The organism is Mycobacterium sp., from assembly GCF_965230835.1.
In the GTDB taxonomy this organism is placed as follows: Bacteria; Actinomycetota; Actinomycetes; order Mycobacteriales; family Mycobacteriaceae; genus Mycobacterium.
Window position 1 is genome coordinate 3,490,872 of record NZ_CBDDLW010000002.1, and the last position, 14,287, is coordinate 3,505,158.

At 62.8% G+C, this 14,287-nt stretch carries 10 protein-coding genes; 5 read left to right on the top strand and 5 right to left on the bottom strand.

What is annotated here, in order from left to right; genetic code table 11:
• Positions 1 to 129: 129 nt before the first annotated feature.
• Entirely contained in the window at positions 130 to 891 is a 762-nt protein-coding gene (locus ACO07W_RS16515; RefSeq protein WP_421846051.1) for a hypothetical protein, read from the bottom strand.
• Positions 892 to 1,121: 230 nt separating this feature from the next.
• On the opposite strand from ACO07W_RS16515, the gene ACO07W_RS16520 reads away from it, so the two are divergent.
• A complete protein-coding gene (locus tag ACO07W_RS16520) occupies positions 1,122 to 2,975 on the top strand; it encodes a DHA2 family efflux MFS transporter permease subunit (protein ID WP_421846052.1) in 1,854 nt (617 codons plus the stop codon).
• 7 nt (positions 2,976 to 2,982) lie between these two features.
• On the opposite strand, the gene ACO07W_RS16525 is transcribed toward ACO07W_RS16520, so the two are convergent.
• Together ACO07W_RS16525 and ACO07W_RS16530 are read right to left on the bottom strand one after the other, a co-directional pair.
• Positions 2,983 to 6,405: a TM0106 family RecB-like putative nuclease gene (locus tag ACO07W_RS16525; protein WP_421844822.1), complete on the bottom strand. Its 3,423-nt coding sequence runs from the start codon at positions 6,403 to 6,405 to the stop codon at positions 2,983 to 2,985.
• A 57-nt stretch (positions 6,406 to 6,462) separates the two neighbouring features.
• Positions 6,463 to 7,071, bottom strand: coding sequence for an LppP/LprE family lipoprotein (locus tag ACO07W_RS16530; protein WP_421844824.1), 609 nt, complete (start codon positions 7,069 to 7,071; stop codon positions 6,463 to 6,465).
• A gap of 99 nt (positions 7,072 to 7,170) precedes the next feature.
• Between ACO07W_RS16530 and ACO07W_RS16535 the strand changes: the two genes are divergently transcribed.
• From ACO07W_RS16535 to ACO07W_RS16550, 4 genes are all read left to right on the top strand, one after another.
• Complete coding sequence (locus ACO07W_RS16535) at positions 7,171 to 8,886, top strand: DEAD/DEAH box helicase (RefSeq protein ID WP_421844826.1); 1,716 nt, start codon at positions 7,171 to 7,173, stop codon at positions 8,884 to 8,886.
• On the top strand, positions 8,883 to 10,025 hold the full coding sequence (locus ACO07W_RS16540) for an acyltransferase family protein (RefSeq protein WP_421844828.1): 1,143 nt from the start codon (positions 8,883 to 8,885) through the stop codon (positions 10,023 to 10,025). The genes ACO07W_RS16535 and ACO07W_RS16540 overlap by 4 nt, the downstream gene beginning before the upstream one ends.
• Positions 10,026 to 10,477: 452 nt before the next feature.
• Entirely contained in the window at positions 10,478 to 11,752 is a 1,275-nt protein-coding gene (locus ACO07W_RS16545; RefSeq protein WP_421840071.1) for an IS256 family transposase, read from the top strand.
• 77 nt (positions 11,753 to 11,829) lie between these two features.
• The gene (locus ACO07W_RS16550; protein ID WP_421846053.1) at positions 11,830 to 12,345 is read left to right on the top strand and encodes a VOC family protein; all 516 of its coding nucleotides are present in this window, start codon (positions 11,830 to 11,832) and stop codon (positions 12,343 to 12,345) included.
• Positions 12,346 to 12,352: 7 nt separating this feature from the next.
• Here ACO07W_RS16550 and ACO07W_RS16555 read toward each other — a convergent pair whose 3' ends face one another.
• Positions 12,353 to 12,964, bottom strand: coding sequence for a TetR/AcrR family transcriptional regulator (locus tag ACO07W_RS16555; protein WP_421844830.1), 612 nt, complete (start codon positions 12,962 to 12,964; stop codon positions 12,353 to 12,355).
• The gene (locus ACO07W_RS16560) at positions 12,964 to 14,202 is read right to left on the bottom strand and encodes a cytochrome P450 (RefSeq protein ID WP_421844832.1); all 1,239 of its coding nucleotides are present in this window, start codon (positions 14,200 to 14,202) and stop codon (positions 12,964 to 12,966) included. The genes ACO07W_RS16555 and ACO07W_RS16560 overlap by 1 nt, the downstream gene beginning before the upstream one ends.
• Between the last annotated feature and the right edge of the window lie 85 nt (positions 14,203 to 14,287).

The following is a 14,287-nucleotide window of genomic DNA, read 5'->3' on the forward strand; positions in this document are numbered from 1 at the left end:
CCCAACGCCTGCTACTTTCTCCCGCCCTGGTCGGCGGGGCACTGCACGCTGTTAACGGTCCCAAATGTTTCCGCTCTATAGAGGCTAACGCTTTGCCAGTAATTCGCCAGCGAGGGCGGGCAACGCCGTCTAGCCGGCATCCCGAACGGTTGGCAGCAGGCGCAGCGTGACCGGCCAGCGCGCTGGTGGGGCACCGAACGCCGACTGCGCATTGCGGACAAGCTTCTTACCCACCAACCGGTTGCCAATGGCACCGACAATCGCGCCGATGCCGACGGGCAGCAGCTTGCCAAACATGAGCACACCGCGTTTCAGTGCGAATCGTCTGACGAAGTACTTAACCATCCGCGAGTTCAACTTCGATATCGCCGGCAGCGGCAGCGAGGCTATGCTCTCTGACACCCAGCTGCCGTTGGTGCGGCTCGATCCGATCAGTTCAGCCAGGGCGTTACTACCGTTGTCGCCCACCAGCACCGCTAACACTAAGGCACGCCTTCGTTCGCGGTGGTTGAGGGGGATGTCATAGACCGCAGCCAGGGCCAGCACGAAGAGCGCAGTGGCCTCAAGAAACACCGCGGTTTCTCCGGCGGCAGCTGACAAAGCGGCCAAGGTGCCGATTCCGGGGAAGGTCGCGGTCGCACCGATCGCCGCCCCGCTGGCTGTTATGACGGATAAGAAATGTTTCTCGATTTTTGCGACAATTTCTGCCGGGTTAGCACCCGGGTGGGAGTGACGCAGGCGGGCCACATAGGCCTCGGCCGCCGGGCCTTGTATACGCGAGGTATGTTCGATCACCTGGGCTAACGCGCGTGCAGACGCTTTCGGTCGGCCACCTGTCTTGGTGGTTGGCTGGTCTGGTTCAGGCCCAGACCGAGACGTGCGTTGAGATATTCTTCCGATTTTTTTTCCAAGGCCGTTTTCGTTGAGCGCACATAGTGTCTTCTCCTGCGAAGGGCGTCTCGCTAGGCTAACGCCCCGCAGGGATCCGCGGAACGCGCAGAGTCGGGGAGGATTCGGCCGGACCGCCTTGGTGCACGCCAAGGTAGTCGCCCCGCGGACTCCGACACGCAATCGTCGGGAGCCGAAAGAGGTATATGAGCATGGGTTCTGCGATGTCCCCGATGCCAGGGGCGGCTAGACACTCGCGGCCGAGTAGTGGCCCCGGCAACCCGTGGCATGTGCTCGCGGCGATGATGGTCGGCTTTTTCATGATCATGCTCGACTCGACCATTGTGGCTGTCGCCAACCCGACCATCATGGCTAACCTACATGTCGGCTACGCCACCGTGGTGTGGGTGACCAGTTCGTACCTGCTGGGTTACGCAGTCGTGTTGCTGCTGGCCGGCTGGCTCGGTGACCGCTTCGGACCGAAGAATATTTACGTGACCGGCTTGGCGGTGTTCACCGTCGCCTCGGTGTGGTGTGGTTTGTCGGGCACTGCGGCGGCGCTGATTGTCTTCCGAGTGGTGCAGGGTGTTGGTGCCGGGTTGCTTTCCCCGCAGACCTTGGCGGTGATCACCCGGATCTTTCCTGGGGATCGCCGTGGTGCCGCGATGAGTGTTTGGGGAGCTACCGCGGGGGTCGCCAGTCTGTTCGGCCCGTTGATCGGTGGGGCACTGGTCGGCAAACTCGGCTGGCAGTGGATCTTTCTTGTCAATGTGCCCGTCGGGATTCTGGCGCTGGCGCTGGCAGTCTGGCTGTTCCCAGTGCTGCCGGTTCACGTTGAGCGGGTCGACGTGATTGGTGTTGGGCTTTCCAGCCTGGGCGTGTTTCTCATTGTCTTTGGCCTGCAGGAAGGTCAGTCCGCGGGTTGGGAGCCGTGGATCTGGGCGGTGCTCGTTGCAGGTGTGGGATTCCTGTCGGCGTTTGTGCACTGGCAGTCGATCAACAACGGTGTGCCGCTTGTCCCGCTGAGCATCTTTGCTGACCGCTACTTCAGCCTGTGCAGCGTGGGGGTGGCCACGATCGCGTTCGTGACGACGGCGATGATGTTGCCGCTGATGTTCTACGCGCAGGCGGCGTGCGGGTTGTCGCCGACCCGCTCGGCACTTCTGATCGCGCCGCTGGCGATCACTAGCGGGGTACTGGCCCCGTTCGTCGGTACGATCGTTGACCGGGCACATCCAGTGCCGGTGCTCGGCTTCGGCTTCTCGGTGCTGGCGATCTCTTTGACCTGGCTTTCGATCGAGATGGCTTCGAGCACGCCGATCTGGCAACTGGTCTTGCCGTTGAGTGCAATGGGTGTCGGGACGGCGTTCATATGGTCGCCGCTGGCCGCCACGGCGACTCGCAACTTGCCGCCCAGTCTGGCCGGTGCGGGTTCGGGGATCTACAACGTCACCCGGCAGTTAGGGGCGGTGCTCGGGAGTGCGGCCATGGCTGCGTTCATGACGTCGCGGGTCGGTGCCGAGATGCCGCCGATGTCCAACGACGGTCACGCGGTTGTGGGCGCGGCTGGCGAGGGCGGCAGCGCCGTGCAACTACCCGAGTTCCTGCGCGAGCCATTCGCTGCCGCGATGTCGGAGTCGATGCTGCTGCCGGCGTTCATCGCTTTGTTCGGGATCATCGCGGCGTTGTTGCTTGCTGGCATCGCTAGTTCGCTGATTTCTTTTCGGATCTTATCCAAAGGTGGCGAACCCGCGGGCCGGGTGCCGGTCGGCAGGCGTGGTCTGGATAAGCCCTCCGAAGTTGTGCACGAGCACGAGCCGGACGTCCGTCCCGTCGTGGCTCGCGCCCGGCGAAAGTCCACGGCATCTGACCCGGTGCGGCGGCGTGAGCTCGTTGAACCGTCGCGTAGCTGGCTCTCCGGCTTTGTTCCGCGATCCGAATCGATTGGATCGGCTCGCAAGGCCCCCAACGGCGTTGGTCTCGGTGACGAGGAATGCGTCGCATCGGACGCTGATGCGCCCTACCGCCCGGATCCAGCGGATCCCTTCCCGTTCGGGCGGCCTCCTTCGGGAAGAAGGGATTACTAGGCGGCCTTCAGTCGACCTGAGTCAGCGCGAGGAAAGCGCCGAGGCTTACCAGGCCCGCCGGCGTCGCGGGCAGATGCTGTGTTAGCAGCTCCGAATGCACAATCACAGCGGCGTACTGAGCTCGGCTGACGGCGACGTTGAGTCGGTTCCTGTTGAGCAGAAAAGAGATTCCGCGTGGTACTTCGTTGACAGACGAAGCCGTCATCGAGATGAAAACGACTGGAGCCTGGCTTCCCTGGAACTTGTCGACCGTGCCAACGCGGACCCCGGTCGGCCCGCCGAGTCCGGCGGCCTCCAACCGCTGACGAACCAGCACAACCTGGGTGTTGTAGGGCGCCAGCACCAGCACGTCGGAAGCTGTCAAGGGGCGGGTGCCGTGTTCATCGGTCCACGTCGTACCCAGCAGCTGCTGGATCTCGGTGAGTATCGCCTCGGCTTCCTGCGGGCTTTCGGTCGAATTGCCATGGTGGCAAACAGGAAGCACGTGCACGCCGGGTCGACAACCGCTGAGGCGGCGTGCGGTGGTGCGCTCGGTGTGAGAATTCAGTCTGCCCGCGTAGGACAGCTTCGAGACGGCGGCGCACACCTCCGGATGCAGCCGGTAAGAGCGGTCGAGGAAGTAGCCGCGTTCATTCGGCAGTGTGCGCTGATCGTCGAGAAGCCAATCCAGCGCGGAGGTGTCGACCGGCTCAGGATGAGTTCCCTGGCTGACCTGCGGCAGCTGTTGTGGGTCTCCGAGCAGCAACAGGTTCGCTGCCGCCTGCGCCACGGCGATGGTGTTGGCCAGGCAGAACTGGCCCGCCTCGTCTATCACTAGCAGATCGAGGCTGGCTGGGGGCACGCGGTTGCTGTTGGCGAAATCCCATGCTGTCCCGCCGATCACACAACCGGCGGTGTCGGCGATGAATGCTGGGTAGTTGTTGCCTTCGATCTCCTGCCAGCGCGGGGCCTGGTGGGTATAGGGCTTCTTGGCGGCGCGACTCGGGTCTAGTCCGGCATCGATCACACAGTCCAGCAGGTTCTCGACAGTGGCGTGCGATTGGGCGACAACACCGATGCGCCACGAGTGCTCGGTGACCAATCGCATGATCACTTGTGCGGCGGTGTGTGTTTTACCAGTACCTGGCGGTCCATGCACCGCCAGATACGACGAGTCCAAATCGAGCAACGCCATCGTGATGTCGGCAACGGTATCGGTACCGCGTGGTAGCGGAGTACCGCTGCGGATGCGCGGGGAGTGCCGCAGCAACACGTCGAACAGCGCGGTGCGGGGGAGCTGTGGCAATTCGGCTGCCACCGCAACAGCCGTCGATTCGATCGCGTCCCGCAGTGCTGTTGTTGGCACAGGTGGGCCGGGGGTGAGCGCGAACGGAGTCTGGTGAAATGTTGCGCCATCGGAGCTGGTGCGCTCAACGATGACGACTTCGGTGGGCAGGCACGGGTCGTCGACTTCGACGACCTGGGCGTGCCCTGCTGCCCGACGGTCGGCGTCGTCGGTCATGGTGACTGGCGCCGGCGGCTCGTAGAGCGCGAATACGTTTGTTTTGAGGTCGCCGCGTGTCAGCTCTCCGGTTAGCCGCACCCGACGCTGGGGCTTGCGTGCGCGCGGAGGCGTACGCCATTCAACGTCGACTGAGGTGTCGCTGACAACAAAAACATCGGTGTCGTCCGACCATTCGTCAACCGGATAGTTCAGCCGGTTGAAATGCGCCCACCAGAATGGCTTGTCCTCTCGTTGGTGGTAGCCGCGGGCTGCGGACACCAAGGCGACCGCCGTCTGGCCGGGTGTGCGATCGGTGGCAGCGACATCGGTGATGAAAGCGGACAGAGCAGATGCCACCTTGTCGTTATCGTCGAGCGTGTTGCCGTGGGGAACCGATTGGACACCGATCGGTGTGACGCCGGACTCCCAGGCGCGCAGCATCAGCCAATCGCGGAGTGCGCGAGTGGACTGGCAGTCGTAGTGGTTGTAGTCCGCGATTTCCTTGAGCAGGTTGTCGGCTTCATCTGCGCGCCCGCCGGCGCGCAGCTCGCAGTACCGCGCGTAGCATGTGATCGAGTCCGCGGCGGTGGTAACGTCGCCGGAACGCAGCTGTTTCCCCATGTACAGCGGTTCGAGGGCCTTCAAGCTGAACGATTCGGTACCGACGCGAATGCTCTTGCGCACCAACGGATACAAGTCGATCAGCACTCCGTCGCGGAGCAGGTTGTCGACGTCGTCTTCGCCAACGCCGTACCGGCCGGTGAGGCGCAACAGCGCGGTCTTCTCGTAGGGTGCGTAATGGTAGATGTGCATGTGGGGGTAGCGTCGGCGCCGCCTGGCTACCATCGCGAGAAAATCAGTGAGCGCCTTTCGTTCGTCGGCTCGGTTGTGCGCCCACAGTGGGCGGAAGGTTCCCGCGGGTCCGGCTTCTAGGACCCCGAACAGGTATTCCAAGCCCCACTGTTTGCCGTCCGCCGTCCACAGCGGGTCACCCTCGAAATCAAAGAACAGGTCGCCGGGGTCCGGATCAGGCAACAATGTCAATGATTGTGGGTCCGCGATCTCGAATTGGGGTTTACCGGTACTGCGTTGAAGTACTTGGAGTTTGGCTTGGGCGGTTAGTTTGCTCAGCGCGTTGGTTGCCATGCCGGGAACGGTCCTGGTGTGTTCGGCCAATTCGGTGACGGTGCTGATGCCAGCCCCAACCAACTTGTCCCGCTGCGTTGCTCGAATACCGGCGGTCAGCATCAGATCGTCGGTTGCGCGCAGCTGTTCGATGCAGACTGAGCACTGGAAGCATGCTTGGACTGCCTGGTCATCCCAACGCGCAGCGAGGCCCGCGGCGAAGTGGTTGTCCAGCAGCCGCTGCAGGCGTTCACGTTGGGCCCGGTAGACCGGGATCAGCTCGCCGACGCGGTAGCGCAGCACGGTGCCGTCGCCGAGTTCTAGCTCGGCCTCCGTCGCGACCGGCACACCGGAGCGGGTCAGCGTGTCGGCGTAGGCGGCCAGCTGCAACAGCGCGGTGACCTTTGGCGAGCGGGCTAGCTTCGTATCGGCGACCCGATAGTGCTCACCGTCTCGGATCAGAAAATCAGCGAACCCGACGAAGCGGTTGTCGAACATCGCGGCCTGATATATCGCAGGAGCGCGGTTGGAGATGGCGCGCCGCGTCGCGTCGGCGGCCGCGGTAAACCCGGCGACCGTGTATGCCGGGCGACCGATGACAACAACCGCATTGCCGAATTCGGCGCGCAGTTGTTCGAGCCGCTGACATTCATGTTTGGTGCCCAGAACAGCTGTTCGCGCAAGCAGCTCGTCGTCGTTGGCGGCGATGACGGGGCCCCTGCCTAATTTCGCGTCGAAGTCCCGGAGCAGTGCGTATTCGCAGCTGGCCGCGGCCGCGATATCCGACGCGCTGTAGATGAAACTGCCGTCGGTGACTAACACAGCAGCAACTGTAGGTGAGTGGTCGGACGCGGCGGCCCAGTTCGACTAGCTGCGTGGTCAGCCCCCGGCGGTGTTGCTGATCAGCTCCACGCCGCTGCCGTTCCACCGGAACTTCACTACGCTGTTCAACCCACTGATTCCGGCGGGGTAGGTCAAAGCGACCGTGTCGCCCGTGCACTGCGATGTGTCGATGCCAGTGAATCCGTAGGTGTCGGGCACACCCCGCGGAATGTATTTTCCGAGGTGGAACATCACCGCCCGAGTGGTCGGATTGTCCGCGTTTGTGTTGGCCGCTATGACCACCGCCGACAGCCGGGCGCACTCGTTGTAGTTGCCTGCGAGCGGTTCCGGATTCCAGGGCTGCTGGCTGCGCGGATCGCGAGGCAGTTCGGACACCACACGGGCGATTGCGGGCGAGGTGAGATTCACGGCACACGGGTCCGATGCTGCGTCGTCGGTAGTGGCTGGCGCTGCTTCGGAGGGCTGCTCCGGAGCACTGCTTGGTGCACTTGGGCTAGTAGTTGGGGACGAGGTCGGAGCCTGGGGCGTTTTTGCCACGGTGGAATCACCGGAACCACAGCCGGTCGACGCCGGTGCGATAAGTGCGGCGACGGCCAGACAGGTCAAGAGTCGGGCACGGCAGGGTTGCGACCACACATCGCGCACCGTACCGGCATCGAGCTCGGCGCTGTGGCAGGCGCGGCCGCATCATGGATAACCGCCGGGCTAACCTCGGCGCGCGCCGACCACTAAACTTCCCATCCGATGGCTACTCCGGAGAGTTCGCCTGCGGCGTCCCCTACCTCTTTTGCTGACCTGCAGATTCACCCCCGCGTCCTGCAGGCAATAGCTGACGTCGGTTACGAGTCGCCCACAGCCATCCAGGCCGCGACCATTCCGGCGCTGATGGCAGATTCCGATGTGGTGGGCCTGGCGCAGACGGGAACAGGCAAAACGGCAGCCTTCGCGATCCCAATTCTGTCCAAAATCGACATAACCAGCACAGCAACCCAGGCGTTAGTGCTGGCGCCTACCCGCGAGCTGGCTCTGCAAGTGGCGGAGGCGTTCAGCCGCTATGCAGCACGTCTGCCCCAAATTAGTGTGCTGCCGATCTATGGCGGGTCGTCGTACAGCGTGCAACTAGCCGGGCTCAGGCGCGGTGCGCAGGTGGTGGTAGGCACTCCGGGGCGCGTCATCGACCACCTCGAACGCGGCACTCTCGACTTGTCGCGGGTGGATTACCTGGTGCTCGATGAGGCAGACGAGATGCTTGCCATGGGTTTCTCCGAAGAGGTCGAACGGATTCTGGCCGACACCCCGGAATACAAGCAGGTTGCCTTGTTCTCGGCAACCATGCCGTCGGCGATCCGCAAGATCACCACCAAATATCTGCATGATCCGTTCGAAGTCGCCTCTGAAGCAAAGACTGCTACAGCCGAGAATATTTCGCAGCGCTATATACAAGTGGCCGGGCCGCGCAAAATGGACGCGCTCACCCGTTTCCTTGAGGTTGAACCGTTCGAAGCGATGATTGTTTTTGTTCGCACCAAGCAGGCGACCGAGGAGGTCGCCGAAAAGCTACGTGCTCGGGGGTTTTCGGCGGCGGCTATCAATGGCGATATTGCCCAGGCCCAACGGGAGCGGACCATAGCGGCGTTGCGAGAAGGCGGAACTGGGGGTGTCGATATTCTGGTCGCAACCGACGTGGCGGCCCGGGGGTTGGACGTCGAGCGGATATCGCACGTTCTCAACTACGACATTCCGCACGACACCGAATCCTATGTCCACCGGATCGGTCGGACCGGTAGGGCGGGGCGCCGGGGGTCCGCGCTGCTGTTTGTCTCTCCGCGGGAGCGCCATCTGCTCAAGGCAATAGAAAAGGCGACGCGTCAAACGCTCACTGAGACCGAATTGCCGACCGTTGACGACGTCAATGCACAGCGAGTAGCGAAGTTCTCTGATTCAATCACCGACGCCCTGGGAGGCCGGGGGATCGAGCTGTTCCGCAGGCTGGTTGAGGACTACCAGCGCGAGCACGATGTCCCGATGGCTGACATCGCTGCGGCGCTGGCGTTGCAGTCACGCGATGGTGAGGCGTTCCTGCTGGCGCCGGATCCTCCGCGTGAGCCAAGGAAGGCGCATGGTCGCGAAGAACGTCGGGAGCGTCTGGAAAAGCCGAGGCGCGGAAAGGCTTTCACCACATATCGGATATCCGTGGGCAAGCGCCACAAGATCGGTCCAGGTGCGGTGGTGGGAGCTATAGCCAACGAGGGAGGTCTGCGGCGCAGCGACTTCGGCCACATCACCATCGGGCGAGATTTCTCGCTGGTGGAATTGCCCGCCAAATTGTCTAGCGCAACGCTGAAAAAGCTTGAGCGCACCCGCATCTCTGGGGTGCTGATCAACCTTCGGCCAGACCGACCACCCGATAAGGGCCGCCGCCGCGACGCCAGCAAACCGCGCCGGAAACGCACCGGATGACGGTGCCCAGGACCACCTGCCCGGAGGGCGGAGTCGAGCAGATTTCCGGCGCCGATCGGGTTGCTTCGTTAACCGGTATCCGCGCGGTCGCCGCGATACTGGTTGTCGCCACCCACGCGGCCTACACGACTGGCAAATACACGCACGGCTATTGGGGCCTGGTATCTGCCCGGTTGGAGATCGGTGTCCCGATCTTTTTCGTGCTGTCCGGCTTCCTGTTGTTTCGCCCGTGGGTGAGGTGGGCTGTGGCCGGCGGGCCGCCGCCTTCACTGAGTCGTTATGCCCGGCATCGGGTTCGGCGCATCATGCCTGCCTACGTCATTACTGTCCTGATCGCCTACGTGCTCTATCATTTCCGCGCCGCAGGGCCCAACCCCGGGCATAGCTGGGTTGGGTTGGTGCGCAACCTCACGTTGACGCAGATCTACACCGACGGCTACCTAGGCTCGTACTTGCACCAGGGTCTCACTCAAATGTGGAGCCTGGCGGTGGAGGCGTCCTTCTATGTGTCCCTACCCGCGCTGTCGTATGTCCTGCTGGTGCTGCTCTGTCGACGGCGCTGGCAGCCGAAGCTGATATTGGGCGCCCTGGCGGGGATGACTGTGATCACTCCGGCGTGGTTCGTGCTGGTGCACGCGGTTGACTCGATTCCCGATGGTGCTCGGTTGTGGTTGCCTGCCTATTTGTCCTGGTTCATCGGCGGCATGATGCTGACCGTGCTACAGGCGGTGGGTGCGCGCTGCTACGCGTTCGCCGCTCTGACGCTGGCGCTCGTTAGCTACTTCATCGTCGCGACACCCATTGCGGGCGCGCCTACGACCTCGCCCGCGGCCGTGGTGGAGGCATTGGTCAAGTCGTCTTTCTACGCGGTGATCGCAACGTTGGCGGTGGCGCCGCTGGCCTTGGGCGACCAGGGGTGGTACGCGCAGCTGCTGGCGACGCGGCCGATGGTTTGGCTAGGTGAGATTTCCTACGAGATCTTCCTGATCCATCTGGTGACCATGGAGTTCGCGATGGTCTATGTGGTTCGGGACCACGTTTACACGGGTTCGATGGCTAAGCTTTTTGTCTCAACGATGGTGATCACGATTCCCTTGGCCTGGCTGCTGCATCGTTTCACCCGGGTCAGGAAAGGCTAGGTCGGGGCAGACCCGCCGAGATTCCAGAAGTGCGCTCTTGTCACCGGTTCGTGGTGTTTCTGCTGCACGTCGCTCGGTGTTTTTAGGGCTAGTCCGAAGCTAGCCTGGCGCAAGTGCGCGAACATGTTGGCTGATCTGCGAAGTGACGGTGTCGTGGTGGGTGGCCGCTTGACTGCTTGGCATCATGGAACGGGCGCGGTCCTGGACGCTTAGGCCGCTGGCCACTCGATTGTCGCCGGTCGTTGGGTGGGCTACCTTCTATCCGAAGGAAGAGAATCTTTTTTGGATCGGACCAATGGTTGACTTCATCCCGCGACGCGATATTCGGTCGCGTCTCATCGCTGGTGTAAATGGTCACGGGCGTAGGTTCCGTCGCAACCGACGAAAGCTATGAAGGAGGGGCTACGCCCGTGACCAAGCGAGTATCGCCGATTGAGCGTGTGCGTGTTGAGATGGATCAGTTGTTCGCCGCGACCGAGCGGCCGTTGACCGAGATTTTGGAGGAGGTCGGGCGGTTATCGGTGCGTCTGGTGTTTCAGGTCGCCGTGGAGGCCGAGGTAGAAGCAGTGTTGGGCCGAGCCCGTCACCAGCGTCGGGTTCAGGACGGCCCGGGCGGGTACCGCAATGGGTATCAACCGCCGGCGACGGTGAAGACCACGATGGGCTCGGTCGAATTATGCCGCCCGAAACTACGCGACACCGACGAGCGGTTCTGTTCGCGGCTATTCGGTGCCGGGGTGACGCGCACCCACGCTCTGGAGGCGTTGGTGATTTCGGGATGGGTGCGCGGTTTGTCGGATCGCGACATCGAGGCCGCGTTGGCCGAGGTGCTGGGCTCGCAGGCGGCGTTGTCGCGCTCGACGGTGAGCCGGATTTGTGCGGCCATCAAAGACGAGTTCGCTGCGTGGTCGTCTCGACGCCTTGATGAGCTGGTGTTGGACTACCTGTTCTTGGATGCCTCGAACTTTCGGATGCATCCCAACGCCCCGGCCGAGCCGGTGCTGGCCGCCTGGGGCATCTGCACCGACGGCAAGCCCCTGTTTATTGGGCTGGCCCCAGCCGCAGCGGAGTCGGCTGATGCGTGGGCCGACTTCTTGGCTGACCTGAGGAACCGGGGACTACGCCCGCCGCTACTGGGCATCTCCGACGGGGCGCCGGGCCTGATCGCCGCATGGGAGACCACGTTTCCGGCAAGCCTGCGTCAGCGGTGTCTGATCCATCGCTGCCGTAACGTCATCGCCAAGACACCTGTCGCGGTCCAGGACGAGATCAAAGCCGCGTTCTGGTCGATCTTCGATGACATTGACCAGCCACCCGGCCAGCAGGCCGTGGATGAAGCCACCCGCCGCGCCGAGGAGTTCACCACCACATACCGCGGGCTCTACCCAGCCGCGGTCGCTTGCCTGGCCAACGACTTCGCCTCGCTGAGCGTGCATTTGCGCTTCCCCCGCCAACACTGGACACGCATCCGCCATTCCAACCTCATCGAACGCACCTTCGGAGAATCCCGTCGCCGGGTCAAGGTCATCGGCCGCCTACCCGGCGAAACCAGCTGTCTGTCGCTGGTATGGGCCGTCCTCGACCGCGCCAGCCGCGGCTGGCGCGGAGTCACCCAAACATCAGCGACCAGCCGCCACCTCCAAGAACTACGCCACCAACTGCTCGAGCCACCCCGCCCACTGCATCCCCCCACCACAACAACCACGACCGACACCACCGCCGCGTAACATGACCACCAGGAACATGCGCCCAGCGTTTTTACACCAGTCCTAAGACGCCACCCGATATTCAAGCCATCTCCCACATCAACGTGGTCGTCGACGACATCGGGGTCGCCACCGAGTTCTATCGCACTGTGCTTGGTTTTGAGCAGGCAACCAACGCCGATGGGCCGATGGATTACCGAGGCCTGGATCTAGCCTCATTCGCCCGAAACGCCGGATTCGGTGACGGCCGAGTCAGTCTGGATGTTCGCTTTTTGAAGCATGCAGAGGTAGGCCTCTATTTGGAGCTGTTCACCTATCACCACCCCAGCGGGGACCAGACTATCCATCGCAGGCAGACGAACGATTTGGGCGGCATTCGCCACGTGGCGCTCGAAGTGGGGGACGCGGTGGCAGCCCACGCGTTCATCCTGTCTCAGCAGGAGGTCTATCGGAAACAAGGTCTACACATCGAGATTCTGGGCCAGGACCACATTCCTGAGGAAATAGCCCCGTTTCCCTACAAGTTCTTCTACTGGATCGATCCCTGGGGTGTGCAGTGGGAGATGGAGCAAGGTCGCCCTGTCGAGCGGGTGATGAAAGGCATTGTGGGCTGATCCCGGATTAGATCGTGGCTCGACGAGCCGGAACCGGCGTCACGATCGGGACGACGAACTCCTCAATCATCGCCCGTTCGTCGGCGTCGTCAATGCCGGGAAACATCAGCAGTGATGTGATTATCCGAACCACCCACCGCGCCCGGCGTTCGATGATCGAAGGTTTGTCGGGGTCTAGGGAGTGTAGGAATGCCGCTGCCAGAGCGTTGATCAGTTCTGATTGTCCGGCCATCTCGCCGCCGATCGGTGTATGGGTGGTGGCGAACCATGACGCCAGCGCCGGGCTGTCGCGAACCATACGCAGGGTCATGGTGATACTTGCGGTGAGTCGTTGGCTGGGGTCCTCGACGTCGTCGATCCGTTGCATGACTTCACGACCGAGGCGGTGGGTTTCACGGTGCACATAGGCGTTTCGCAGCGCTTCGCGGCTCTCGAAGTATCGGTACAGCGTTGCCCGGGAACAGCCAGCAGCCTTTGCGATCTCGTTCATGCCGACGCCAGCTGGGTCTTGTTGCGTGTAGAGCTGTTCGGCAGCGTCGAGTATGCGATCAGCGGCTACTTCGGTGCGGCGGGCTGCTAGCCAGTCATTTCCTGCTCGGCCCTCGTTTGTGGCGGCCATCAGGACCGCACGTGAAATGGCACCGAAAGCGGGCGCCTGACGTAGCTGCCGCCGGACCACACGATGCCGGAGTCGTCGACGGTGAAATCCGGGCATCGAGCAAGCAGTTCGGTCAACGCGACCCGCGCTTGCATCCGGGCCGCCGCAGCGCCAAGGCAGTGGTGCGCGCCGTGGCTGAAGGTCAGGATATTGCGCGGGCACCGGGTTACGTCGAGCTCGCCGGCGTCCGGCCCGTATTGACGCTCATCACGGTTGGCCGATCCGTATAGCAGAAGTGCCTTTCGGCCAGCCGGGATGGTGGTGTCGCCAATGCTCACGTCGCATGTGGTTGTGCGAGCCAGTCCCTGGACCGGAGCGGTCAGTCGTAGCAATTCGTCGACAGCGTCCGAGATCAGATCGGGATTGTCGACCAGTAGCTGACGTTGGTCGGGGCGGTGCTTCAGTAGCGGCATCGAGCCGCCGAGGAGTCCGGTCGTGGTGTCGTTTCCGCCGGTGACCATCGTGAATGTGAACGCTAGTACCGACAGTGTGCCCGCGATATCACCGTCGGCGCCCACTCCCGCGGCCACCAAGTGCGAGATTGTGTCGTCCTCGGGTTCGGTTCGACGCCGCTCGATCAGTTCAGCGAAGTAGGCCATCATCGACGTAACCGCATCGCTGACAGATCCGAGCGCGCTGGCTAGGCCGTCTTCAGTCGTATTGGCCGCGACGATGGCCTCCGTCCATCGGTCGAATTGCGCCCGATCCTCTTCGGGCACGCCGAGATAGTGGGCAACGACCATGGACGGGAGTGGCTTGAACAACTCGGTGACAATATCGCCACCGCCGCTGGCCCGCAGCCTCTCAATGCGCTCAATGACGAATTCGCGGACCTTCGGCTCGACTGACTCGACCTGGCGCGGTGTAAAACCGCGCGACACCAGCTTGCGAAACTCGGTGTGCACCGGGGGGTCCTGCATGACCATGGGGGGGTTGTCTTGCAGTCCAATCATTTCCAGCTCGCCGTAGTTGACGGTCAGGCCTGCGGCGGAAGAGAACGTTTGGTGGTCCCGGGCTGCTGCCCAGACGTCGGCGTGCCGCGACAGCACGTAGTAGTCGTGGTCGGGATGCTCGGGCGGAATGACGTGGTGAACCGGGTCGTGGTCGCGCAGGGCTTGATACATCGGCCAGGGATTCGACCAGCTGTCCGCGGTGCCGAGATGAAACTTCGGCACTGGCTGAGACAATTTCGTATACATGTCTCATGTTTAAGACATGTTGGGCGCGGTGTCAACCGCGAGGTTGGGGGAATGCGCGTGTCGCTGATGGGACCTACCCGTGGTT